The sequence below is a fragment of the Corynebacterium sp. genome, from assembly GCF_022712275.1.
GTDB lineage: Bacteria > Actinomycetota > Actinomycetes > Mycobacteriales > Mycobacteriaceae > Corynebacterium.
Genome location: NZ_JALAGU010000029.1, coordinates 1 through 22,885 on the forward strand (window position 1 = coordinate 1; position 22,885 = coordinate 22,885).

Annotated in this window: 20 protein-coding genes; all 20 read left to right on the plus strand. The window is 59.6% G+C overall.

Annotation, left to right across the window (positions count from 1 at the left end; translation table 11 throughout):
- The first annotated feature begins 229 nt into the window (after window positions 1-229).
- Window positions 230-754 carry a bifunctional DNA primase/polymerase gene (locus Q0A27_RS06175; RefSeq protein ID WP_291474191.1) on the plus strand — a complete coding sequence of 175 codons (525 nt, stop codon included), beginning with the start codon at window positions 230-232 and terminating at the stop codon, window positions 752-754.
- Between the two features lie 581 nt (window positions 755-1,335).
- Window positions 1,336-1,626 carry an HNH endonuclease gene (locus Q0A27_RS06180; RefSeq protein ID WP_291474192.1) on the plus strand — a complete coding sequence of 97 codons (291 nt, stop codon included), beginning with the start codon at window positions 1,336-1,338 and terminating at the stop codon, window positions 1,624-1,626.
- 76 nt (window positions 1,627-1,702) lie between these two features.
- A complete protein-coding gene (locus Q0A27_RS06185) occupies window positions 1,703-2,083 on the plus strand; it encodes a hypothetical protein (protein WP_291474193.1) in 381 nt (126 codons plus the stop codon).
- Window positions 2,084-2,092: 9 nt separating this feature from the next.
- Window positions 2,093-3,778, plus strand: a complete 1,686-nt coding sequence (locus tag Q0A27_RS06190; protein ID WP_291474194.1) for a hypothetical protein — start codon at window positions 2,093-2,095, stop codon at window positions 3,776-3,778.
- A gap of 10 nt (window positions 3,779-3,788) precedes the next feature.
- Window positions 3,789-5,210 (plus strand): phage portal protein, encoded by a 1,422-nt coding sequence (locus tag Q0A27_RS06195; RefSeq protein WP_291474195.1) that lies wholly within the window; start codon window positions 3,789-3,791, stop codon window positions 5,208-5,210.
- An 85-nt stretch (window positions 5,211-5,295) separates the two neighbouring features.
- Window positions 5,296-6,030, plus strand: a complete 735-nt coding sequence (locus Q0A27_RS06200; protein WP_291474196.1) for a hypothetical protein — start codon at window positions 5,296-5,298, stop codon at window positions 6,028-6,030.
- Between the two features lie 123 nt (window positions 6,031-6,153).
- Window positions 6,154-6,684, plus strand: a complete 531-nt coding sequence (locus Q0A27_RS06205) for a DUF4355 domain-containing protein (protein ID WP_291474197.1) — start codon at window positions 6,154-6,156, stop codon at window positions 6,682-6,684.
- A 90-nt stretch (window positions 6,685-6,774) separates the two neighbouring features.
- Window positions 6,775-7,668 carry a phage major capsid protein gene (locus tag Q0A27_RS06210; RefSeq protein ID WP_291474198.1) on the plus strand — a complete coding sequence of 298 codons (894 nt, stop codon included), beginning with the start codon at window positions 6,775-6,777 and terminating at the stop codon, window positions 7,666-7,668.
- A gap of 667 nt (window positions 7,669-8,335) precedes the next feature.
- Entirely contained in the window at window positions 8,336-8,659 is a 324-nt protein-coding gene (locus Q0A27_RS06215; RefSeq protein ID WP_291474199.1) for a hypothetical protein, read from the plus strand.
- Window positions 8,656-8,835 (plus strand): hypothetical protein, encoded by a 180-nt coding sequence (locus Q0A27_RS06220; protein ID WP_291474200.1) that lies wholly within the window; start codon window positions 8,656-8,658, stop codon window positions 8,833-8,835. Before Q0A27_RS06215 ends, Q0A27_RS06220 begins: the two co-directional genes overlap by 4 nt.
- Before the next feature lie 304 nt (window positions 8,836-9,139).
- On the plus strand, window positions 9,140-9,430 hold the full coding sequence (locus Q0A27_RS06225) for a hypothetical protein (protein ID WP_291474201.1): 291 nt from the start codon (window positions 9,140-9,142) through the stop codon (window positions 9,428-9,430).
- A gap of 70 nt (window positions 9,431-9,500) precedes the next feature.
- Window positions 9,501-10,124: a hypothetical protein gene (locus Q0A27_RS06230; RefSeq protein WP_291474202.1), complete on the plus strand. Its 624-nt coding sequence runs from the start codon at window positions 9,501-9,503 to the stop codon at window positions 10,122-10,124.
- Between the two features lie 358 nt (window positions 10,125-10,482).
- The gene (locus Q0A27_RS06235) at window positions 10,483-11,625 is read left to right on the plus strand and encodes a hypothetical protein (RefSeq protein ID WP_291474203.1); all 1,143 of its coding nucleotides are present in this window, start codon (window positions 10,483-10,485) and stop codon (window positions 11,623-11,625) included.
- Between the two features lie 122 nt (window positions 11,626-11,747).
- Window positions 11,748-12,077: a hypothetical protein gene (locus tag Q0A27_RS06240; protein WP_291474204.1), complete on the plus strand. Its 330-nt coding sequence runs from the start codon at window positions 11,748-11,750 to the stop codon at window positions 12,075-12,077.
- Between the two features lie 398 nt (window positions 12,078-12,475).
- A complete protein-coding gene (locus tag Q0A27_RS06245; protein WP_291474205.1) occupies window positions 12,476-17,581 on the plus strand; it encodes a tape measure protein in 5,106 nt (1,701 codons plus the stop codon).
- Complete coding sequence (locus tag Q0A27_RS06250; protein WP_291474206.1) at window positions 17,578-18,684, plus strand: hypothetical protein; 1,107 nt, start codon at window positions 17,578-17,580, stop codon at window positions 18,682-18,684. The genes Q0A27_RS06245 and Q0A27_RS06250 overlap by 4 nt, the downstream gene beginning before the upstream one ends.
- A gap of 14 nt (window positions 18,685-18,698) precedes the next feature.
- Window positions 18,699-20,351 (plus strand): phage tail protein, encoded by a 1,653-nt coding sequence (locus Q0A27_RS06255; RefSeq protein WP_291474207.1) that lies wholly within the window; start codon window positions 18,699-18,701, stop codon window positions 20,349-20,351.
- Window positions 20,351-20,734, plus strand: a complete 384-nt coding sequence (locus tag Q0A27_RS06260; RefSeq protein WP_291474208.1) for a DUF2744 domain-containing protein — start codon at window positions 20,351-20,353, stop codon at window positions 20,732-20,734. The genes Q0A27_RS06255 and Q0A27_RS06260 overlap by 1 nt, the downstream gene beginning before the upstream one ends.
- Window positions 20,709-21,521: a hypothetical protein gene (locus Q0A27_RS06265; RefSeq protein WP_291474209.1), complete on the plus strand. Its 813-nt coding sequence runs from the start codon at window positions 20,709-20,711 to the stop codon at window positions 21,519-21,521. The genes Q0A27_RS06260 and Q0A27_RS06265 overlap by 26 nt, the downstream gene beginning before the upstream one ends.
- A gap of 15 nt (window positions 21,522-21,536) precedes the next feature.
- On the plus strand, window positions 21,537-22,883 hold the full coding sequence (locus Q0A27_RS06270) for a hypothetical protein (RefSeq protein ID WP_291474210.1): 1,347 nt from the start codon (window positions 21,537-21,539) through the stop codon (window positions 22,881-22,883).
- Window positions 22,884-22,885: the final 2 nt, after the last annotated feature.

The window sequence follows — 22,885 nt, forward strand, 5'->3', positions numbered from 1 at the left end:
CACCCCATTCGAACACCGTTGGGGGATGCTCGAATAAAGGTGGGGGAACACCCCTCCCGCCGGGGGTTTTCGGCCACGGTTGGCATTGGCGCTACTCACGTGTACGAGTCTGGGCTAATTTTATGCACGATGTCCTGCTGGTTTGCCTGCATATTTCTCGGGCTTTATACGCTCCTTTCTTTATCGTGACAACTTGCAGGTCAGTGCCGTATCCGGTAGGGTTCTTGGTATGGAATGCAGTGTTTGCGGTAGGGAGTTCGCCTGGTCTGGCAGGGGCCGTCGTCCGGTGACGTGTGGGCAGCGGTGCCGTAAGCGTCGCAGTCGCGCTGTGCGCCCTTCTGCGGGCTTGTCGGAGGGTAGGTGGACTCGTGCTGATGGTAAGCGTCCTGTGACTGTCACGGGCCGTGCTGCGTCGTCTACGGACCCTTCTACATGGTCCACGTTCGCTGAGGTCCATGCCTCGTCTGCTGGTGATGGTTTCGGGGTGATGCTCGGGGGAGGTCATCTTGCTTGCCACGACTTGGATCATGCGCTCGACGGCGGTGTGTTGAAGCCGTGGGCGCGGGAAGTTCTCGACGGCATCACTGAGCCTGTCTTGTTCACTGAGGTGTCCATGTCGGGTGAGGGGTTGCACGTTTTCGTGGATGCCCCTGAAGGCCCGGGGAGTAAGCGTTCGGTCGGTGACGGCGGGCACGAGTTCTACAGCCGCGCACGGTTTATCCGGACTACGTTGAATAAGTGGGATTGCAGTTAACTCTGTGGTACGCTTTTAGGCACACAGACTAAAGGCCCGGCGACAGGTGCAACTGTCCCGGACCGTGGACGGATTGTTAGGAGCAACCCGACATGGCTAACGCTACACTAGTGACAACCACATGCAAAGTAGACGGATGTGACCGGGGGATTCATTCTCGCGGCATGTGTGGACCCCACTACGGCTCCTGGTACAGGGCCAACGTAAAGAAGCATTCCCACCTTTGCTCTAACTGTGGTAAAGAGTTTCGTACGGCGCGGACGAAGCAGACGGAAAGTGAACGAAGGTTTTGTTCGCGGGATTGCTCAATCTCTTGGAATAATAGATTCGCCAGTGATCGGGAATCGGTTACTCATGAAATCGAGTGTCCTCGTTGTGGAGACATTTTCGAGCATGTAGGTAGTGGTGCTCCGAAGTACTGCGGAAGCGAGTGTAGAGATGCTGCGCTAGCTGACCACTACAAGGGCGCGAGGGGGCCGCTGAGAGTTGCGTACGAGGACGGAGACACAAAGGAGTTCATTCGACTTGTAGGCGAGAAGGCAACCGTTGACAGTTATGGATGCTGGGTATGGCAAGGAAGATTGACCAAGGATGGGTACTCCGTCGCTAGAATCGGCGAGAAAACAGTACTTATCTACCGGGCTGTTTTGGAAGCGAAAGATGGTGCGCCGCTTGGTTCTCAGGCGGCGCACCATAAGTGCGGTAACTCACGATGTGTCAACCCGGATCATTTGCAGCCGGTAACGCATCGTGAGAATGCCGCTGAGATGCTGGCCCGTAAGTCACTTACTGCTCGTATTAGCGAACTTGAAGCTGCTTTGGGGGAGTTTGACCCGGAACATGAGTTGTTGAAGGTGATTCCAGTGATGTAGGGGGGTGGTGCTTATGGCGGGTCGCGGTCCCGCGCCGAAGGGGAACGCTATTCGGCGGAATAAGGATTCGCAGCCGTTGCATGTTGTGGAGGTTGAGCCTGGGGTTCAGCCTTCGCTGGAGGATCTTGTGGGTGAGGTTAATCCGGTGACGGGTGAGCCGTTCACTCCTATGACGTTGCGGTTCTGGGATGAGTTGTCGGAGTTTGCGACGTTGGGGCTCCTCATGAACGCTCAGTGGTCACTGCTGGCCCGTGCGATGGTTCTTGATGATGCTGTGATGCGCGGCGAGGCAAAGTGGGCTGCTGAGGCTCGTTTGCAGATGGCAAAGTTTGGGATTGCTCCGGATGATGTGTTGCGGATGCGTGTGCAGATTGTTCAGGCTGATGAGGCTGAGGCTAAGTCTGAGGTGGCTTCTGCCGCTTCGTCGGGGAGGCGTGGTATTCGCGCTGTGAAGTAGGGGGTGTCGATGCCGTTCAAGCCGTCTGAGCCGGGGGAGTTCCCTACTTTGGGGCATGATGTTGCGGAGTGGATGACCTACTATCTCGCGCAGCCTGATCGTGCTTCGTATGAGCCTTTCAGGCCGTACGATGAGCAGTATGAGTTCCTGCTCCGGTTCTACGAGCTTGACCCTGTAACGGGGAAGCGGAAGATCCAGCGGGGGTTGCTGGGACGGCCGCGTGGCTGGGGGAAGTCGCCGTTCTCGGCGGCACTGTGCGCGGCTGAGGGGCTTGGCCCGGTGCTGTTCTCCCATTGGGATGAGGATGGCCGCCCGGTGGGGAAGCCGTGGGCGGCTGTGCGGACACCGTTGATTCAGATTGCGGCGGTGTCGGAGCAGCAGACGATGAACACGTTTGAGCCGTTGTTGGAGATGTTGCGGGAGTCGCCGCGTATTGCGGAGGATTACCCGTCGTTGCAGGCGTATGACACGCAGGTTGTTCTTCCCCGGGGGCGTATCGAGCAGGTGACTGCTTCGCCGCGTTCGGTGAAGGGTGCCCGTGCTGTGTTCGCTGTGATGGACCAGACGGAGGAGTGGGTTCGGTCGAATCATGGCACGAAGTTGGCTCAGGTGATGCGGGCTAACGCGGCGAAGGTTGGCGGAGCTGTGCTGGAGACTCCGAACGCTTTCATTCCTGGCGAGGAGTCGGTGGCCGAGGCTGCGGCTGCCGAGTGGGATGCGATTGTGGCCGGTACGACGCCGAACAGGTCGTTGTACCGTGATCACCGCGAGGCTCCTGCCGATACGGATATGTGGGATCGGGAGTCTCTGGTTCACGGTCTGAGGGTGGCTTACGGGTGCTCGTCTGGGCACCCTGATGGGTGTCTTGTGCATCCTGAGGGGCACTCGGATGAGGCTCCGGCACGGGGCCATGTGGATCTTGATTCGATCATCAACACGATTTGGACGAAGGGGCAGGACGCGCAGCAGTCGCGTTCGGACTTCCTGAACCAGATCACCCATGCTTCGGATGCCTGGCTGTCTCAGCCGGAGTGGTCGGCGTGTGAGGATCGGGAGAAGGTTGTTTCCCCGGGGGATACTATCGTTCTGGGGTTTGATGGTTCCCGTGGTCGTGTTCGGGGAAATGCGGATGCTACGGCGCTTGTGGGGATGCGAGTCGAGGACCGTCACCTGTTCGAGATCCGTGTGTGGGAGCCCCGTGAGGGGGATCGTGATTGGTCTCCGAACGCTACCGAGGTTGATGCGGAGGTCCGTGCTGCGTTTGCCCGGTACAGGGTGGTCGGTTTCTATGCCGACCCTTCTGGGTGGCAGACGCATGTTGCCCAGTGGGAGGCTGATTTCGGCAGGAAGCTGAAGATCAAGGCTTCCGGCAATGAGCCTATTTCGATGTGGCCTCGGGGTAAGAACTCTAAGGTCACTCACATTACCGAGGCTTTCCATCAGGCGGTGGTCGATGGTGAGGTGTCTCACGATGGTGGGCCTAGTCTTCGTCGGCATGTTTTGAATGCGCGTCGGAGGAAGAGTCGGGGTGGTGGATATTTGCTGTATAAGGAGTATCCGGAGTCTCCTTCGAAGATTGATGCCGCTTATGCGGCGATTATGGCGTTTCAGGCTTGCATGGATGCTCAGTCTAAGCGTATTGGCACTAGGAAGAAGCGTTCTGGTAGCGGGCCGCGAATGATGATCATGAAGTAGGGGGTGGCTTATGGCCGGTTTCAATGAGGTGGCTGTTGCTGATGTGGCTCGTCTGCGGCAGGATTTTTCGCGGTTCCAGGGCGCGAATCTGGAGAAGCAAAGGTACTACGACGGTAAGCAGCGATTGAAGGATCTTGGGATCTCGTTGCCGCCGCAGATGCGGTTCATTGACACGGTGCTGGGGTGGCCTGGCACGGTTGTTGATGCTCTGGAGGAGCGCCTGGATTTTGAGGGGTGGGATTCGCCGGAGCTTGATTCGGTGTTCCGGTCGAATGATCTGGATGTGACTGCCCCGACTGCTCATTTGGATGCACTGATTTTCGGTACGTCTTTTGTGACGGTCACGACTGGTGGTGAGGGTGAGCCGGATGTGATGGTGAATGTGGTTGCGCCTACTGAGATGGTGGTGACGCGGGATAATCGCACGGGCCGTGTGGTTGAGGCGTGCCAATACATTGACGTGGATGATACGAACGGTTCGGTGCGTGAGCGGGCTATCCTGTTCCGCCCTGACGAGACGGTGTGGCTGTACCTGGATCAGCATGGTTGGCAGGTTTCCCGGGTTGATGAGCACCGGTTGGGGCGTGTGCCGGTTGCGCAGTTGGTGAATCGGCCTCGTGCGTCGAAGGTGGGCGGCAGGTCGGAGATCACTCCGGCTGTCCGGTCGCTGACTGATTCGGCTATGCGCACGCTGGTGGGCGCTGAGGTTGCCCGCGAGTTCTATGCGGTGCCGCAGCGGTATCTGATGGGTGCGCCTGAGTCGTTTTTCCTCGATGAGGATGGGAATCCTCGTGGTGCGTGGGATGCGATGATGGGGAAGATCCTGGCGATTGAGCGGGACGAGGAGACTGGCGAGGTTCCGAACGTGGGGTCGTTCGCGGCTAACAGTATGTCCCCGTTCTTTGAGCAGTTGCGGGAGCTGGCGAAGCAGGTTGCTGCGGAGGGTGCGGTACCGAACTCGTACATGGGGTTCTCGTCGGATGCTAACCCGTCGTCGGCTGACGCTATCCGTATGACGGAGAACCGTCTTGTGAAGCGAGCGGAGCGCCGGCAGGCGATGTTCGGAAAGGCGTGGACTGAGGTTGCCCGTCTGGTGATGATGGTCCGTGATGGGCGCGGGGTTGAGTCACTGTCGGATGATGAGTTGTCTGTGCGCCCGTTGTGGCGTGATGCTGCTACGCCGACTCGCGCTGCGGCTGCTGACGAGGTTCTGAAGATGATTCAGGCTGGGGTGTATCCGGCTCAGGGCGAGTATGCGTTGAAGCGGTTGGGGTTGTCTCCGATGGATCGTGAGATTCTTCGTCGTGATCGTGCTGCTGATACGTCGGGCGCTCTGGCGCGGATTGAGTCGCAGTTGTCGGTGTCTGATCCTGAGGCTGATGCTCTGGTGTCGAGGGGTGACGGTGCGGGCGCTGTGGCGGTCGTGGAGTAGGTGCAGGCAGGTCGTCAAGCGAAACCCTAGTGTGCCGTTCCTGCTCGCGTGGTACTGGGATCGAGGATCAAAATAGGGGTGGCACATGGCGTTGCGTGGTGTTGGCGAGATCGAGAAGGCGTTGCAAATGCTGTCGAAGTCTCACGCTCGGACGTTCCTGCGGATTTGGGCTTCGGTGCCGTCCGGGGATCGTGCGGCGATGCTTGCCTACTTGACCCCGTTGATTCAGGATCTTGTGGCAGCTGGTCATGCGGATGCGGTGGCGTTGGGCCTGGAGCAGTTGAACATGCAGCGCTCCGGTGTGGCGTTGCCGACCGTTGTTGCCGACCCTCCCGACCCCGAGGCGATAGCGGAGTCTCTGCGGTTCCTGCTGACAGCTCGCGGTGCTGATGTTCTACGCGAGGCGGTGTGGGACATGATCGACCGGAACGTTCTGTCGGGGCACCGGGATACGGTCATGTTGTCGTCGTTCGCTGCGGGGAATGGGTACGCCCGCAAGCCGGAGCCTGGGGCGTGTTCGTTCTGCCTGATGCTTGCTTCCCGTGGTGCCGTGTACCGGTCTGCCGCGTCTGCCGAGCGTGTAGGGGCACCGGGGGTTGTGATGCGCGGCAATGCCCGGGCGGGGGACAAGTTTCACGACAACTGCCGTTGCCACGCGGTCGAAGTGTCCGAGGGCGACGGACTGCCACCAGAAGCGGTGAAGTTGCAGAAGCTCTGGGACAAGACGTTCTACGACGGGGACCGCCCGAAGCTCTCTGTGATTGATTTTGAGTCCACGAATACGAAGTGGAAGGAAGCCGTTTCCGGTTTCCAGGTGTGATGGTTTCCATTGGGCCGGGTTCGATTCCCTGCCGCACCACAGCACCCCGCCCCTGACCGCGATGGTCAGGGGTTCTTGTTTGGGGGTGCAAGACGCGATGTCTTATGAAAGGGGACTAGCAAAATGAGCGAGACCGCCAATGAGGTTCAGGATGAGCAGCCGCAGGACGCTGCACCGACTCCCGCTGACGTTGCTGAGGCTGCGCAGGGCGACGCCCTGGGTGAGGCCGGCAAGCGTGCGCTTGATGCGGAGCGTGCCGCCCGCGAGGAGACGGAGAAGCGCCTGAATGAGGCGCTGGCCCGCGTTGAGCAGTTTGAGGACTCTCAGCGCACCGAGGATGAGAAGCGTCAGCACGAGCTGGAGACGCTTCGTGCGCAGGTTGCGGATGAGCAGAAGCGGCGCGAGGCCGTGGAGCGGGATCTTCTTGTGCGGTCGGTTGCTGCCGAGTATGGCATTCCTGACGAGCTGGCGGGGCGACTGTCTGGCGATGATCGGGAGGCTTTGGCTGAGGATGCGAAGACGCTTCAGAAGCTCATCGCACCGTCCGGCCCTCGCAAGCCGTCTCCGGTGCCCGAGGCCGGTACCGCTTCTACGCCGAAGGGTTCGAAGGGGGAACTCTTTGAGAACGCTTGGCGTGGTGCCTTTGGCGGCTAGTTCCCTCCCCTAAACCATTCAACCGTCCTGGAAACGCCGGGGCGGTTTTTCTGTGCCCGAATGAGGGCGACATGTCGAAAGGAATAGCACATGGCTATTGATGTTAACCGGAATACTACTGGTGTTCTGAATCTTCCGTCCACTCTCTCCCAGACCATTTGGCAGGAGACTGAGGCGCAGTCTGTCGTTCAGACTCTCTCCCCGAAGATTGAGCTTCCGGGTGGTGGTGTTGATATCCCGATCATCACCGGCGACCCTGAGGCTGAGTGGGTTGCGGAGACTGAGGAGAAGAAGGTTGATCGCCCGTCGTTCGCCAACAAGAACCTGAAGGGCTACACCCTCGCGGTTATTGTCCCGTTCTCCAATCAGTTCCGCCGCGATCTGCCGTCTCTGTACGCTGCTGTTGAGCAGAAGCTCCCGCAGGCACTTGCGAAGAAGTTCGATCGTACTGCGCTTGGTTTCGCCGCTTCGCCGGGTACCGGCTTCGACACTCTCGCCGACGCCCCTGAGGTTGCGCTGACCGGCAAGTACGCCGATTACCTTGCGGCTCTGTCCGCTGTCGGTGCCGCGTCTGATGACGCTGACATTACCGCTTGGGCACTGTCCAAGCAGGCCGAGGTTGACGCTCTCGGTATTGCCGATAACGCTGGTCGCCCGCTGTTGGTCAACGATCTTCAGCGTGAGGGGTCCATTGGCTCTATTCTTGCGCGCCCGGTCCACAAGTCCAACTACGCTGCCGATTCCACCTCTGGAGTTATCGGCGTTGCCGGAGATTGGGCTTCCACCGCGTGGGGCTTCGTTGAGGGCATTCAGATCTCCGTCTCTGATCAGGCGACCCTGAATGATGGCGGTACTGCCCTGAACCTTTGGCAGCGCAACATGTTCGCCGTCCGCGCCGAGGTTGAGGTCGGATTTGCCGTCCGCGATCCTAAGCGTTTCGTTCGCCTTACCAAGGGCAACGGCGGGGCCGAGGGAAACGACTAGGTGGTCCCCTGCCCCTCACTCTGGGGTAGGTGACCACCATTCCTGATAGGGGGTGATTCAATGACTGACCGTGTGACTCTAACTGCCGGAGAGGTAACCGTTCGGGTTGTTCCTGGTGATGTGGAGTGGTTTAAGGCGTTGGGCTATGTCGAGCCTGCCCCCGCTCCGAAGGCTCCCGCTCGTAAGCGCCGTACCGCGAAGGCTGGTGGTGAGTAGTGTTCACTATTGGTGATTTCGCTGATGCGAACGAGATCCCTGTCGAGGAGATCGACGAGCGGCGCTTCTCATGGCTCCTGACGGAGACTGAGGCGCTGATTCGTGCGTACCGTCCGGGCTTGCCTGAGGATGTGAACGAGTGGCCGAAGGCTGCTGAGGTTGTGGCGATGCGGGTCATGTCCCGGTCGTACAATGCTGGCGATGTTCCGGTGGGGGCTTCGCAGCAGCAGGTGACGGCTGGCAGCTTCTCGCACTCTACGTCGTTTTCGTCTGATTCGACGGGTGGCGGGGTGTGGTTGACGAAGCAGGACCGGATTCTCCTGCGTGGTCGGGGTGGTGGCGCTTATGGTGTTGACACTATGCCGACTGATAGGCCGTATCGTTCTGCCGCGTTGCGTCACGGTGACGTTTGGGGGTGGTGACCGTGGGTAGGGAACTTTACCCTCTGACGGTGCCTGTTACCCGTTTTCGTCGTGGTGTGACGGGGCAGGATCAGCTCGGCAACGATGTTGTGGGGGAAACCTCGTCCGAGGTCCTGGTGTTCGGCTACTACAGTTCGTCGCCGGATGAGCCTCTGGAGGCTGGGCATGAGCGCCTGACTCTGGATGCTCGGATGATCACGGCGGTGGGGGACTTCGTTGCCGATGATGCTGTGATCCTCCCGAGCTTCGGACAGGAGCGATTCGAGATCGTGGGCGAAGCCGAAAACTACAACGCTAACCCGTGGTGGTCCCCCGGTCGGGAGATCGTGAACCTTAGGAGGTCGCAGCGATGAACGTCGAAGTTGAACGCTACGACCCACGTGAGGAACTTGGCGTTGAACGCCTGGAGCTGACGTGCGGCTCGTTCGATGTGGACGCCGGCACTCTGGTTGTCTACTCCGGCAAGGACGGAGACGGTCCTTGTGCCGTGTTCGCCCCTGGGGAATGGAGGTCGATGCTGTGGCTGTGAGGTACGAGCCGAAGAGTGCGGGTCTGGAGGCTCTGTTGCGCGGGCCGGTCGCTACTCAGCTGGTCAATTCGCATTCCGCTGCTGTCGCTTCCCGTGCTGGGAGTGGGTACACGTATCGGGCGGTGCAGGGCGCTTCCCGCTACCGGTCGATTGTCTTCGCGGACACGATTGGGGCGAAGCGTCGTGAGGCGAAGCAGAACAACCTACTGCGGGCGTTGGGGTGATGTGAGTGCAGTCATATAGTGCAGCACCTCCGGCCCAGGCGGTTGTGGTGAAGGCGTTGGGGGACGCTTTGGGGGTCCGAGTGTCAACGCAGAAGCCGGAAACACTGGGGGACCGGTACGTGATCGTGTCCCGTATCGGCGGCTCGTCTGGCACGTTCGCCACCTCCGATCCTCGGTTCCTAGTCGAGTGCTACGCCCCGACCGAGTATGAGGCGGAAGTGTTCGCGGAGCAGGTCGCTGCTACGTGGCGGCGACTGCGCACGGGGGGGATTGTGCGCGGCTACGACGATCAGAACATTGTTCCGAACCGTGATCCGGATACCACTCATTCCCGTTTTCAGTTCACTGGCGGAGTCAAGATCAAGCTCTGATCCGCTGAAACTTTCCTAGCCCTGGCCGTTCTGGTCGGGGCTTTTCTATGCCCTTTGAAAGGGGAAACACATGGCTATTAACGTCAAGAATGCGTTCGTCGGTTCTCCGGCGATTGATGGCGGCGTGCTGTTCCGTGCGCCGCTCGGCACTGCCCTGCCGACCGATTCCACTACTGCGATTGATCGTGACGTGTGGGAGGACCACGGCGCGGTTTCTGAGGACGGAGTTTCCGTTGTCCAGGATCGTTCCACCTCCGACATCAAGGCCTACGGCGGTGACACGTTCATCACCGTGCAGGACAACTACGATGAGCAGATCGAGATCACCCTCCTGGAGGATGACAACGATGCTGTTCTGCGTTCCGCGTTCGGTGAGGCCTTTGTCGAGAAGACTGAGGCGACTTCCGCCGAGGGCACTAAGCGGACCATTTACCACACCTCGCAGCCGCTTCCGATCTCCAGCTTCGTCGTCCACTCGGTGTACGGCGACAAGACGAAGCGGTACGTCATTGAGCGTGGTCAGGTTGTCTCCGTTGGTGACACTGTTGACGTTCACTCTGACGTGACGAAGAAGACCCTCACCATCAAGACCTACAAGCCCGCTGATGAGGCTCTGAAGGGCGGCAATGTTGTTGAGTACCGCAACGATGGCGAGGCTAACGCTGGCGCTGGCACTGACCCGGAAAACCCCTAGTCGGGCGGGTGGGTGGTCCTCTGCCGCTCGTCCTGACGTGATTGGAGGGTAGATGACATCATCTCGTCTTGACCGAATCGTCTGTTACGGCGATTCGCAGACGGCGGGTTTCTCGTGGGGGCCGCGCATGGTCGCCCTGTCCGACACTCTGACCGAGGCTATCGGGCGGGGCGTGTCTGGGCAGGAGGCCGGGTCGGTAGCAATCCGTCAGGGCGGTATCGTCCTGACTACTACCGCAGCCTGCGCGATCCCCGCCGCCTCTGATGGTGTCCTGGTGCCGGTGCAGGCTTCGGTCACACCGTGCAACATTCGGTCGTCATCGTCTGCTACGCCGATGGTTCTCGCCGGAGTGCGAGGCGTGGCGACTGTCGTCAACGCCGACCTTCCAGAGGGGATGCCTTCCGCGAACCGTGCGGCCGGCGCGTTCACTATCAAGTTCGTTCCGGACCGTGCCCCCGCCGCTGAGGTGGCGGTCCCGTCCGGAACGTCGTTCGTTTCACAGGATGTGGCAGATCACCCCGACTGGGGCGATTCCCTCCACCTGATTTGGGTTGGGGGTAATGATTCCGCATTTGCGGGAAATACCCGCGTCACTGGCGTTGTCTCCGCTGTACAGGCAATGGTTGACCGACTCCGAACAATCGTAGACGAGCCTAAGTTTCTTGTTGCTTCACGCACTGTGTATGCCTCGGAAGTAGAGGGGACCACCGCTTATGCGACTGCTGTTGCACAGCGCGACGCACTCGCCGAAGCATTCCCGGACAATGCTATCGACATTTGGGGACACGTCCGAGATAACGGGCTTAGCATTCTGGGGATAACCCCGACTGAGGCTGATCTTTCAGCCATTTCGGGTCAGTCTATGCCGCCTTCTCTCACCACCGACAATATTCACTACAGCACTGCAACACGCGAAGGCGTGCTCGCACCGTTCCTCGTTTCTGAGATTGCTTCTCGGGGCTGGGGTTCTGAACCTGAAACGGAGGTGCCCACCGTGGCATTCACACCGAAGAGCGACTGGAAGGCTGGCGACGACTACACCGCCGCCCGCATGATTGAACTAGAGGCCGCAGTGGCCGTGGGCGAATCGGCATCGGCTACTGCAACTGCCGCAAGCGAGGCGGCATCCGCTGCTGCGCAGGGCGTCTCTGATGTTCGCGACACTGTATCAGCTAAGGCTGATAAGGTCACAGGAAACAATGTCGTGTGGACGAATAATGGCAGTGGGGCGCAGGCAACTATTGCGTATTCTGCGACAGCCGCAACGTCTAACACCATTCCTGTCCGCTCATCAGGCGGGGCAATTATGGCCGGGACGCCGACGAATGATCAGCATCTCACGACAAAGAAGTACGTGGACGATGCTCTCGCATCGAAGGCGAATACCGCTGCCATCCCGGATATTTCCGGTAAGGCGAACACTGCCGACGTGCCAACTCTCACCGCCTTCAATGCACTTGTCGCGCGAGTTGAAGCGCTCGAAACCCCTGCCGGGGAGTAGGCGCAATGCCCCGTGGGTGACGGGGCAATACAAATAGTCGCCCGGTGCGGTGTGCTCTCCGTGTGTCGGAGCGCACCCACCGACAAACTTATTCAAGACACACACGCCGAAAGGACACACACATGGCATTCCGAATTGAATCCGTCAACAAGCCCGAGTTCTACGTCGATTTCGAACTGGAGCAGAACGACGGGAAAATTGTCGAGTTCAGCATCCCGAAGTCCGACTGCCTCCCGCCTTCCACTCTGAAGAAGCTCAACGAGTTCATCGCGGCGCAGGACAGTGCCGCATCCGTCGTGGAGGTTAACCGGGAAACGCTGAAGATCCTCGTCCCCGCTGAGAAGAAGACGTTCGACAATCTCACTCAGCACCAGATGGAAGCGATCTTCAAGCACTGGAATGCCGAGTCCGGGGTGACCCTGGGGGAATCCGAGGCCTCTACGACCTCCTAATTGGGGATCGGGGGGCGCGGGACGCACTCACTGTAGACCTGATGGACCGGGGGTGGACCATCAGTGATATTGGACACCGGCTGTCGTGGACTGAGGTGTCTGCTTTCGTTCGGGCATCGCCGCCCGATTCGGCGTTACAGCGCCACTGGCACCCGGAGCGGTACTTGCGGTACGTGTTGTTTAAGCCGGAGAATCAGATTCTTGGCGCGATTCATGATCGGCTCATGGCTTACCCGTTCATTAGAGCGGGGAAGGTGAAAGACATCCCCCCCGGAATTATTGAATCGTGGCTCGACGGCCAAGAGCAACAGAAGCGTGAGGCGGAGAAGAAGCATCTTTCTTCGTCTGAGATTCGTGCTCGTGTGGCGGCGTCGATGCGCTAATTTTGAGGGGGTAGCATGGCAGAGCTCGGCGTTGGGTACATCAGTATTGTTCCTGAGGTTTCTAAGATCTCGCCGGGGATCGCTAAGGCACTGAAGGCGTCCGAGGGGGCTGCTGACAGTACCGGCGACTCTATGGGGTCGAAGATCTCCAGCAAGCTCGGCGGGGCGCTGAAGAAGGGCGCTATCGGTGCCGGAGTGTCCGCTGGCGGCGTGCTCGCCGCGTCGATCACTAAGGGCCTGGGCCGTCTGAACTCGATTGAGCAGGCCGAGGCGAAGCTGAAGGGCCTGGGCAACTCGACGCAGCAGGTCGGCTCCATCATGGAGAACGCCCTCGCATCGGTCAACGGGACCGCGTTCGGCCTTGAGGAGGCCGCGACTACCGCAGGTTCACTGGTCGCTGCGGGCATCAAGCCGGGGCAGGAACTTGAGGGTGTCCTGACGACCGTTGCGGACACGGCGACTATCGCGGGCCGGTCAATGTCGGACATGGGCTTGATCTTCGGTTCGGTTGCTGCTAAGGGCAAGTTGCAGGGCGATGACCTGATGCAGCTCATGGCGGGCGGTATCCCGGTCCTGCAGCTCCTTGCGGATGAGACGGGCAAGACTTCCGCCGAGATCTCCGACATGGTGTCTGCTGGCGAGGTCGATTTCGCACTGTTCGAGCGTGCGATGAAGCGTGGCATGGGCGGCGCAGCACTGGAGGCAGGCAACACTGTCCAGGGCGCGTTCAAGAACATGGGCGCGGCTGCGGGCCGTCTCGGTGCGACTATCGCCGGTCCGTTCTTCACTCAGGCTGCGGGCGGTTTCAGTGGCGTCACGAAGGCGCTGGATGATCTGAATGGTCGGATGAAGCCGGTCATGGCGGATATGGCTTCGTGGCTGACTGGTACGGCTATTCCTGCGCTGAAGGATTTTGGTCAGCAGGGTGCTGAGGGTCTGCGGAATGTGTGGCAGGCGTTCAAGGATTCCGGGGCGATTGAGGTCACGGTTGATGCGTTCAAGCAACTGTGGGCGGCCGGTAAGGCTTTGGCCCCGGCGTTGGCGAGCATTGGTAAGAGTGTGGGTGCTGCGACTGCGGCGTTGGGCGTGTCTTCGTGGACGGCGTTTGTTGCTGTCTTGAAGGCCGCTGGCGTGGTCGCTGAGGCGCTTGCTGGCCCGTTGCAGTCTGTTGCTGATTTCATGGAGGCGCACCCGGGCCTGGTGGTTGCCGCTGTTGCTGCGTGGGCGGGGTTCAAGACGATCCCGGGGGTTGTCGGGAAGGTCACTGCTGTCACTGACGCGCTGAAGACTTCCCTGGCTGGCATGGTCGCTAAGACTGCTGGGGCGCAGTCCACGGTGAAGGCGATCACGGGTGATTTCCGTACGCTGTCGCCGGAGATTGGGCGTTCTGGTGCCGCGATGAAGGCGTTGGGGAACAATGTTCCGACGATTCGTAACATGCAGGCCGCGTTTGTGAATGCGGAGTCTGGCGCGAAGGGTTTTGCCTCTTCGATGAAGGTCGGCGTGGCGGGCGCTGCCTCCAGTGTGGGCGGCGCTCTAAAGGGCCTCGGGACCAACATCATGAATGCGTTTGGCGGGCCTGCGGGTCTCGTTATCGCCGGAGCTACTGCGATGTTCATGGCCCAGAAGTCTGCTGCGGCGCAAAATAAGGCAGCACATGACAAGATGACCGCATCGGTTATTGCGGGCGAGGCTGCGCAACGGGATCTTCAGACGGCACTTGTTTCGACCAATGGTGCCCTCGATGACCAGTCACTTGCTACAGCGGCAAAGGTTGTTGAGGGCGAACTGGCGGGAATGGTTGAGGCCGGAGAAAAGTCTTCCGGCATGTGGGCCAATATGACTAGCGCCTTTTCCGGTTCCATGGCGAGTCTCGAAGGGGCGATGAACTGGATTCCGGGCGTAAATATGAGCGTTGCTTCAAGTGCTCAGGCTGCGGATGATTCAAATCAGAAGCTCAAGGAGTCGTATACTCAGCTGGAGTATTCGATGAAGGCAGTGGGCATTCCTGCCGAGAAGCTGAATGAGGTTGTTGCTCAGGGCGGACCTGAGTACGAGAAGCTGATTCAGAATCTTCGTAATGCTGGCGATAATGGTATAGCCGCCGCCGATAAGCTGGAAGAGGCGCGGGCGCAGGTTCAGGGCATTGCCGATGTTGCTAAGAACGTTTCCCCGGCGATGGCAGAAGCGGCTGACGGTGTTGCGATTCTTGCTGATGCGTCTTCGTCTGCTGATGACAAGTTGTCGGCGCTGGAGCAGACGATGCAGGCTATGGGGCTTGCCCCGAAGGATGCTCAGCAGGCGATGATGGACGCTGCTGCTGCGGTGGATGAGGTTGCACAGTCCGCGCTTGAAGCTGCTGACGCTTCGGGCGGTTTGGGCGACCAGCTGTTCAACATGGATGGGCAGCTGGAGCCGACGAGCGCGAATGCTCGTGAGCTGGCGGACACGCTGAATGGGATGCGTAGCGAGCTTCAGAATGTGGCCGTCAATGGCGGCGACACTCAGAAGACGTTTGAGCAGATGGGGCCGGTGCTGGATTCTCTTCAGCAGAAGTATGGCCTTACTGAGGAGCAGATGGCTTCTCTGCGGCAGGAGTACGGCCTTGTCCCGGACACCATTGAGACTCTGGTCGGCCTGGAAGGTGCGGACGAGGCGACGCAGCAGTTGGCTTCGATTGCTGCGGCCATCAATGGCGTTCCGCCCGGAAAGGATGTCAATGTTGGTGTCCTCGATGAGGTCGCCAAGACGAAGCTGGAAGAGTTCGGCTTCAAGGTTAAAACCCTGGAGGACGGTTCTTCAACCATCAATGTTGAGGATCAGGCGGCGCTCGACAAGTACAATTGGTGGATGTCCGCCGGGTTCCCGGCTATCGACATGTCCAATCCGACCGCTACTGCGAATCTGGACACCAATGGTTTGATGTTCAGTGCGGACTATGCACGTATGCAGCTTGCGACGCTGGATTTGGAGCGTCCTACACCGCTGGCGAGTATGGACATTTCGCAGCTGGATGCTTTCGCTATTCAGGCGTTGAATAGTGTGGGCCTTCTGGATGGTCAGAAGCCTACGCCGGATGCGTACTTGAATATTGGGGATCTCCAGTCTCATCAGCAGATGGCTATTGCGCTGCTGTTTGCTCTGGATAGTGAGAATCCGACTGCGGTCGCTAGCCTGCTGACTGGTGATCTTGACGCTGGCGCTCAGCAGTCGAGCGCGAAGGTCGATGATCTGGATAAGCAGAAGGCTGATCCTAAGGTTAGTCTTGATCCGAAGCCGGTTGTGGACGGGGCGGCTCGCGCTAATCAGGCTATCGCCTCGATTACTCCCCGCAAGGATGTTGACGTTGTTTTCACCGCGTCATATGCGGGAGATTGGGATCGGGCTAACCAGTCTCGCCGTGCGACAGGTGGCTACTGGCGTGGCCCGTCGTACGCTTCGGGCGGTCGTCATGGTGGCTACCAGCTGCCGACGACTGGCCCCGGAACGGATGTGACGGATGGGTTCTTGGCGTTCGACCAGAACAACATTCCGGCTGCCCGGCTCGACGCTGGCGAGTGGATCATCAACGCCAGGTCTTCGAAGAAGTACGGTAAGGAACTCCGTGAGATCAACAACGGCACCTTCCAGAAGTTGCCGGGGTATGCGGATGGCGGTATCGCCCACGCGGACGATATTGACAAGTTCGCTCGCGGGCTGGAGGGGAAGCCATACGTTTTCGGTGGCATTAACTGGGGTGACTGCTCCGCGGCAATGTCCGCGATTGCCCGCTACACGGTCGGCATGGACCCGTTCGGCGGGCGATTCACCACCTACACTGAGCGCGATGCTCTTTTGTCTATGGGCTTCAAGCTCGGCAGGGGGTCGCAGGGTGACCTGCGGTTCGGGTGGATGAATGGGGGGCCTGGCGGCGGTCATACTGCCGGCACTCTTCCGAATGGCGTGAACGTGGAGATGGGCGGCGCTGGCGGCAACGGGCAGTACGGCGGTATTGCCGCTGGCGCGTGGGACGCACAGTTCACGGACCATGCGTACCTTCCCGTGCCGACTACCTGGACTTCGAACCTCGATCCGATTGATACGAGCGGGTTTACGGTGAGTAGTTCCGGCACCACGTCATCCGCGTCCTCTTCGTCTTCGTCCAGTTCGGACACTTCTCCCACGTCGTGGTCTGATGTGGCAGGCATTGCCGCTTCCAGCTTCGCTAAGGGGCAGGTGCAGGACATCCTTGGCGTGTTGGGGATTCCGGACAGCCCGCCCGCGCTGGCGGCGAAGCAGCAGTGGGAGGAGGAGAACGCACGGTACCAGGAGGAGATCAGCGCTTCTTCCGCCACAGCATCGGAGACGGGGCAAACCTCGTCTACGAGCACTTCTCGGGAGCTTGACGTTCCGGTGGTGCATGACCCGTCTAAGGGCGCTTCGCAGTGGTCCTCCACTGTCGAGGAGGCGCTGAACCGTGTGGGGTTGGCGGCGTCGAATGTTTCGCGCACTGTGGAGCAGATCGACATCGAATCCGGTGGTGACCCGAACGCTACGAACAACTGGGATTCTAACGCTGCAAACGGTGACCCGGCTAAGGGTCTGTTGCAGGTGATTGGGTCCACGTTCCGGGCGTTCCGGGATAAGGATCTGCCGAATGATCAGACGCACCCGTTGGCGAATATTGTTGCGGCGCTGAATTATGTTGTGGACCGGTATTCCGGCCCTGAAAGTATCTGGCCGACCAGGGCCGGGTACAAGCGGGGTGGGTACACCGGCGACTTCGGAATTGATGATGTTGCAGGTGTCGTTCACGGGCGCGAGTTCGTGGTGAATGCAGCGAACACCGCAAAGAACCTGGGGCTTCTTCAGGCAATGAACAGCGGACTCCCTGTTGCGGACATGGTTTCCGCAGCGTCGGATGTGATGTCTCTGATGTCGTCCGAGGGGGACGTGTTCGCGGGCCTGGGGAAGACTTCACTGTCCGGGCTGGATGCGTCTTCGTCTACGTCGTCCTCGACTAGTGACCGGGGTTCCGTGTCGGTGACGAACAACTTCACCGCCGCTAATCCGGATGAAATGTACAGGCAGTATCGCCGTGCGGCTGCGAAGTCGCATGGGGGGAGGATTGGTGCTAGGTGAGTGATTTGTTCACGCTGACGATTGAGGGGGCGAACGGCTCGGAGTGGGTTGTTCATGGCCCCGGCTCGGAGTCATCCCCTGTTCGGCTGGAGGAGGGGGATGTGGGTGAGTTCTACGACGCGCCTGTTGCTGTCACCTCGAAGGCTCGTGTGGGTCAGCCGGGATCGTCGTATCGGGGACACCGTGTTCTGGAACGGAACATTGTGCTTCGTCTGACGACGTTTGACACGTCCTCTTCACTGAATTGGTCGCGGGTCGATTCTGATCTGCGGCGGGCGTTCTCGTATGACGAGGATGTGACCCTGCGCGTGTCCACGGAGCTGTCCGGTGAGCGGTACATCAAGGTCCGTTTGGCTGAGGAGCCGTCGCTGAATTCGGATCATGACCCGCTGGGGCATCGTGTGGGCCGGTGGGTGTTTTCCCTGACCGCCTATGACCCGTTCTGGTATTCCGACACGTACACAGACGAGTATGTGTTCGATGGCCTGAACTGGTATGGGGGCGGGGTGTGGGTGGACAACCCTACCGATGTTGAGTGTTGGCCGTCGTGGGTTCTCACAGCCCCGGCTAAGTTCATTCTCCCGGATTGGGACGGGTCTCGGCAGATCGTGATCCCGTTCCAGCCTTTGGGCCGTACTGCGGTGGTGCAGTCCGATCCGATGGAGGAGATGGTGGTGGCGAATGACGACACACTGTTGTGGGCGGAGATGAACGGGCAGTTCTTCATGAATCCCGTTCCTGCCTATACGGATCGTACGTTTGTTCCGGTATGTGTTGACCCTTTGCCGAATCTGCCGATTGTTCTGCCGGACGGGTGGCGCGAGTGGATCGCGTCGGAGATTGCAAAGTGGGCTAAGGCGTTGGGCGCTGAGGGTGTTTTTCAGACCACGCCTGCGCAGTTGGGTCAGAAGATTCGAAGCATTATCACCGGGGTGACGCCTGACTGGCTGGAGGCGTTGTCCCCTACGATTCTTGGCACGTTGGTTCCGAACTTCATTGCTGACAGGATTGTTGAGGCGTGGGGTTCGGTGGGGAACATGGCGGGGGCTACGGCCCAGGTTCGTTTGAATCGGCGTTGGTCGCGCCCGTGGGGGCTTGAATAATCTAAGGGGGTTGCATGGGGGCGTCTAAGGCTGAGCTGGATTCTATTTGGGATGCGGCGGTTGAGCGTAAGGAGTCTAGGGCGAGGAAGCGTCGTGAACCGCCGTTGGTTCGCCTGTGGGATGGTGATTGGAATCTGCGGGGCAGGGTGACGGGCGAGTATGCCGCCGAGTTTGAGTTCAAGTTGAACGATACGGGGTCGGGGAAGGTTGATCTTCCGTTCGATCATCATCTGGCGCGGTGGGTTTCCCGGTATTGGGAACGTGATGTGCAGAACGTGTTCATTACGGTGGATAAGGATGGTGCTCGCTGGTCGGGGATGCTGGATAAGTGTACGACAGATCAGGATGAGTCTGGTCTGCGTGTTACCCATCTGGATTTTTTGCACGACTATGAGCAGTTGAAGCATATTGACGTGTGGCCGAATCCGTTCACCCCCGCTTCGGTGCAGTTCCCGAAGCAGTTCATTCTTGCAGGGCCTTCCGTCTACACGCTGAAGACGGCTCTGTTTCTGAACTTGTTCCGCATCCAGGGAAACCTGTGGCGACTGCCGGATGACCCCCTTTCCTTCAGTGGCTGGTTGCAGGGATTGAACTACAAGGAGTGGCCGATTCTGGTCACTCCTTCTTCACTGCTGCTGGATGATTCGCAGTGGACTATCGTGTCGTCCCGGTTCAAGACGTGGCACGACATGGCCTCTACGACTCTTGGCGATGGTCAGCTGTATGTGGAGTGCCGCCGGTGGATGCTGGGCGACGAGCAGCCGTGGCCGGGGGCAGGCCTGAATCGCAACGGGCAGCTGATCATCGACATCAAGGACAAGTCCGGATGGTTCGAGCAGACAGCTATCGGTGGCACTATTGCGGGCGGTTTGATCCGTACCGGAATCGACATTGCGGACAACCTGATTGATGAGGTGCGCTACGACCTCGAAGCTGTTGTGGATGCGGACGAGTACAACATTCCGGGGTTTTTGGGGATCGTTCCGAAGCAGCCGTGGGTGGTGTACCGGACGGATGACAAGGTGAACACGGCGGAGTCCACGAGCTTCACTTGGCAGCCGGCGACGGTCGCTCAGGTGAATGTGGGCGGCAAGTCGATGCCTGGCGTGAATGAGGGCATTAGCGCTGCGGTGCAGTTGGCGTTCAATGCGCTGTCCACGTATTTGTTCTTGCCGTCTATGGGCGGGCCGGTGGATACTCTTCTGAAGCCGATTTATGAGGACACGATTCTGGCGTTTATGTCGCTGAAGTCGCCTTTGCGTACAACGTCTTTGGGATGGTCGCATTATTACGAGCGGTTCCAGGATGGTGGGGATCAGGCGTGGACGTTGAGCGCTATTATTGCTCTGCGTAATGGCTTCTGGGCTACTCGTCAGCGCACGTCGCACACGATGAAGATTGGTGATGGTGCGCCCTATTTGGTGGGGGACCGGGGCGAGGGGCATTTGTTCCTCGGTGATCGTGTGGGCGGTCAGATTCCGGGTGCCCCTACTGGTCGTGTTGTGGTGGAGCAGGTTGCTTCGTTGTCGTTGTCGTGGGATGCGGACACGCCGCACGAGTGGGAGATCACTACGGGTGATCCTGATGCTGATACTGATCCGCTGGATCATGCCCTGTCCAGGGTGAAGGATGCTTTTGCTGCTATACACGATTTGGGGGTGATCTGATGGGTATCCCGTTGCAGTCTGAGATGGATTTTTCGGACCCTGAGGAGCATTTGCTGTGGGGTTTGGTCAACATGGGCGAGCGTATTGGTGCGCCGCTGCTGATGCCGGAGAAGTTCATGCGCGAGTTTTCGAAGCATTTGTACCGGTGCGGATTCCGGCACGATGCTTCGGTGCAGGAGATTTGGTACAAGCCGCCTGGTGAGGGCGATTCGATTTGGCATGGTACGGGCGGCAAGTGGCTGGAGGGGCCGGAGCCGGGGGTTCCGCCGAAGCTGCTGAGTGATGATGAGGTTGCGGAGCGCGTGATTGCGTCGTTGCCTCCGGAGATTTTGGCGAAGATCCGTGGGGGTGATGGGCATGGCGGTGATACCGGGGTCGAGTAATCCTGTTCCTGATGGTGGCAATACGTCTGATTTGGGCGGCGTGTCGTGGATGCAGGATGTGACTGAGGGTTCTGTTCGGCAGAATGCTTACAATCAGGTTTTTCCGTCGATGCAGGGGGCGAAGGAGTCTCTTCTGGGAAACCTGTTGGGCGGGTTTTTCAGCGTGCTTACCGGTATCTTTACTGGGGCGTTGTCTGTTATTCCTTCTTGGTTCCCTAGTGGCGCTCAGCAGTTTGCTCAGCAGGTGCGTGACGGTCAGCTTGATCTGAATGATCGAACTGATCTGTTGTCCCCTCTTCTTGACTATTGTTCGGTGTCATCTAATCCTGGTTCCGGCGAGCATCGTGTGAGTAATAACAGGTTTCCGTTCACGTATCAGATTGGCCCCGCCCGTGGCGTGACGAATATGGGTGATGGTCGGCTCCGGCTCGATGATAAGGGCTTGTGGGATTTGCGGGCAATGGTCACCGCGTCTTGGATGGGACTCCTTGGCGATTCCCAGATGCAGGTGTTTCTTCGTGTTTTGAAACCTGACGGCGCTCTCCATTCCGTGTACTCGGAGCAGGGCTACTACATGAAAACCACGAACAACGTGACAATGACTTTGGTGTCTTCCGTGGTCATCCCCGAGCCGGGGTATTACGTTGACGTGTACATTATTGGCCCTGGTGATCGTGGTTATTGGGTGGGGCCTAAGTGGAATCGTCTGACAGTTCAGCATATTTCGCGTGACGTTGAGAATGGTACGGGCGGTGAGGATTCATCAACCCCGACCGATCCAGACTAGGGAGGGGAGACTTTTATGCCTGTTGTTTTTGGCAATGTTGTGAACGTTGCGGGGATTCCTTTGGAAGGCACCTTGTGGGTGTCGTCCCCGGATTGGCGTCCGGGCGGTACAGCTGTTGTGTCGATGAACCGTAAGACGTATCTGGTTGAGGCTGGTCATTTCCGGACGGATGATTTGGTGCCGGGTAAGGTGCTGTTCGAGTTCCGTGGTGATGGCGATGGCCAGGTTCGGCGGAAGTCGTATGAGTTTGTTGTTCCGGATCAGGATGACGATCTGGATTTCTTGGATTTGTTGGATACGCAGTATGAGTATCCGAATGAGGTTGTGGGGCAGGCTCAGCAGGCGGCGCGTGAGGCTCGGGAGTCTGCGAATGATGCCGCTGCGTCTGCGGCCATTGTGGGGTCGGCTGAGGCTGTGTTGGCGGCTGAGGCTGCGTCTGAGGCTTCTCGTGTGGCGGCCGAGTCGGCGCGTGATGCTGCCGCGTCTTCTGCTGCTGCGTCTGCTTCTTCCGCGTCTGATTCTGCGGACGCTCGTGACGCTGCGGTGGCGGCGCAGGGTGTGGCGGAGTCGGCACAAGATGGTGCGGAGTCGGCCCGTGATGCGGCGGTGGTTGCTCAGGGCGCTGCGGAGTCGGCTGAGGATGAGGCTAAGGCGGCTCAGTCTGCTGCGGAGTCTGCCCGTGATGCTGCTGCGGGGTCCGCGTCGGACGCTTCCTCGTCTGCCATTGTCGCTGACGGTTCCGCTACCGCTGCCGCACAGTCCGCTTCGGACGCTGCGGGTTCCGCATCTGCCGCTGCTGCGTCTGCCGCGTCTGCCGCGTCGGATGCTGCGGACCTGGTACGCGCCGATCTTGAGGCGGCGGTAGCCGCGTCCGCGACCACCGCCGAGGACGCCGCGTCCACGGCCACCACCGAGGCTGACCGTGCAAAAACTGAGGCCGACCGGTCCGAGTCGGAGGCCGACCGTGCTGAGGCTGCGGCGGATGGTGTTGAGGCGACGGTGGGCGATGCTGCCACAACTGCGGCGACTGAGGCTGCGGATGGTGTGCGCGATGAACTGTCCGGCCTCGTGTCTGCCGCGTCGGGTCATGCTGCTGGTGCTGAGGCGTCTGCTGTGCGTGCTGAGGCGGCTGCGGATAGTGCGGCTGCTGATGTGCGTGATGAGGTGTCTGATTTGTCGTCTGCTGCTGCGACGTCGGCGGCGAATGCTGCCGTGTCGGAGTCTGCCGCGTCGGGCCATGCGGCTACTGCGGCGGATGAGGCGGATAGGGCTGCGGCGCAGATCAGGATGTTTCAGGTGGTGGATGAGCTGCCTGATCCGATGGAGGATGGCGTGATTTACGCGGTCCGTAAGGGGGCGTAGTC

Coding starts and splice junctions, on each gene's coding strand:
- Q0A27_RS06175 (WP_291474191.1), top strand. CDS start 230: ATGGAATGCAGTGTTTGCGGTAGGGAGTTCGCCTGGTCTGGCAGGGGC.
- Q0A27_RS06190 (WP_291474194.1), top strand. CDS start 2,093: ATGCCGTTCAAGCCGTCTGAGCCGGGGGAGTTCCCTACTTTGGGGCAT.
- Q0A27_RS06195 (WP_291474195.1), top strand. CDS start 3,789: ATGGCCGGTTTCAATGAGGTGGCTGTTGCTGATGTGGCTCGTCTGCGG.
- Q0A27_RS06200 (WP_291474196.1), top strand. CDS start 5,296: ATGGCGTTGCGTGGTGTTGGCGAGATCGAGAAGGCGTTGCAAATGCTG.
- Q0A27_RS06205 (WP_291474197.1), top strand. CDS start 6,154: ATGAGCGAGACCGCCAATGAGGTTCAGGATGAGCAGCCGCAGGACGCT.
- Q0A27_RS06210 (WP_291474198.1), top strand. CDS start 6,775: ATGGCTATTGATGTTAACCGGAATACTACTGGTGTTCTGAATCTTCCG.
- Q0A27_RS06220 (WP_291474200.1), top strand. CDS start 8,656: ATGAACGTCGAAGTTGAACGCTACGACCCACGTGAGGAACTTGGCGTT.
- Q0A27_RS06230 (WP_291474202.1), top strand. CDS start 9,501: ATGGCTATTAACGTCAAGAATGCGTTCGTCGGTTCTCCGGCGATTGAT.
- Q0A27_RS06240 (WP_291474204.1), top strand. CDS start 11,748: ATGGCATTCCGAATTGAATCCGTCAACAAGCCCGAGTTCTACGTCGAT.
- Q0A27_RS06245 (WP_291474205.1), top strand. CDS start 12,476: ATGGCAGAGCTCGGCGTTGGGTACATCAGTATTGTTCCTGAGGTTTCT.
- Q0A27_RS06255 (WP_291474207.1), top strand. CDS start 18,699: ATGGGGGCGTCTAAGGCTGAGCTGGATTCTATTTGGGATGCGGCGGTT.
- Q0A27_RS06260 (WP_291474208.1), top strand. CDS start 20,351: ATGGGTATCCCGTTGCAGTCTGAGATGGATTTTTCGGACCCTGAGGAG.
- Q0A27_RS06265 (WP_291474209.1), top strand. CDS start 20,709: ATGGCGGTGATACCGGGGTCGAGTAATCCTGTTCCTGATGGTGGCAAT.
- Q0A27_RS06270 (WP_291474210.1), top strand. CDS start 21,537: ATGCCTGTTGTTTTTGGCAATGTTGTGAACGTTGCGGGGATTCCTTTG.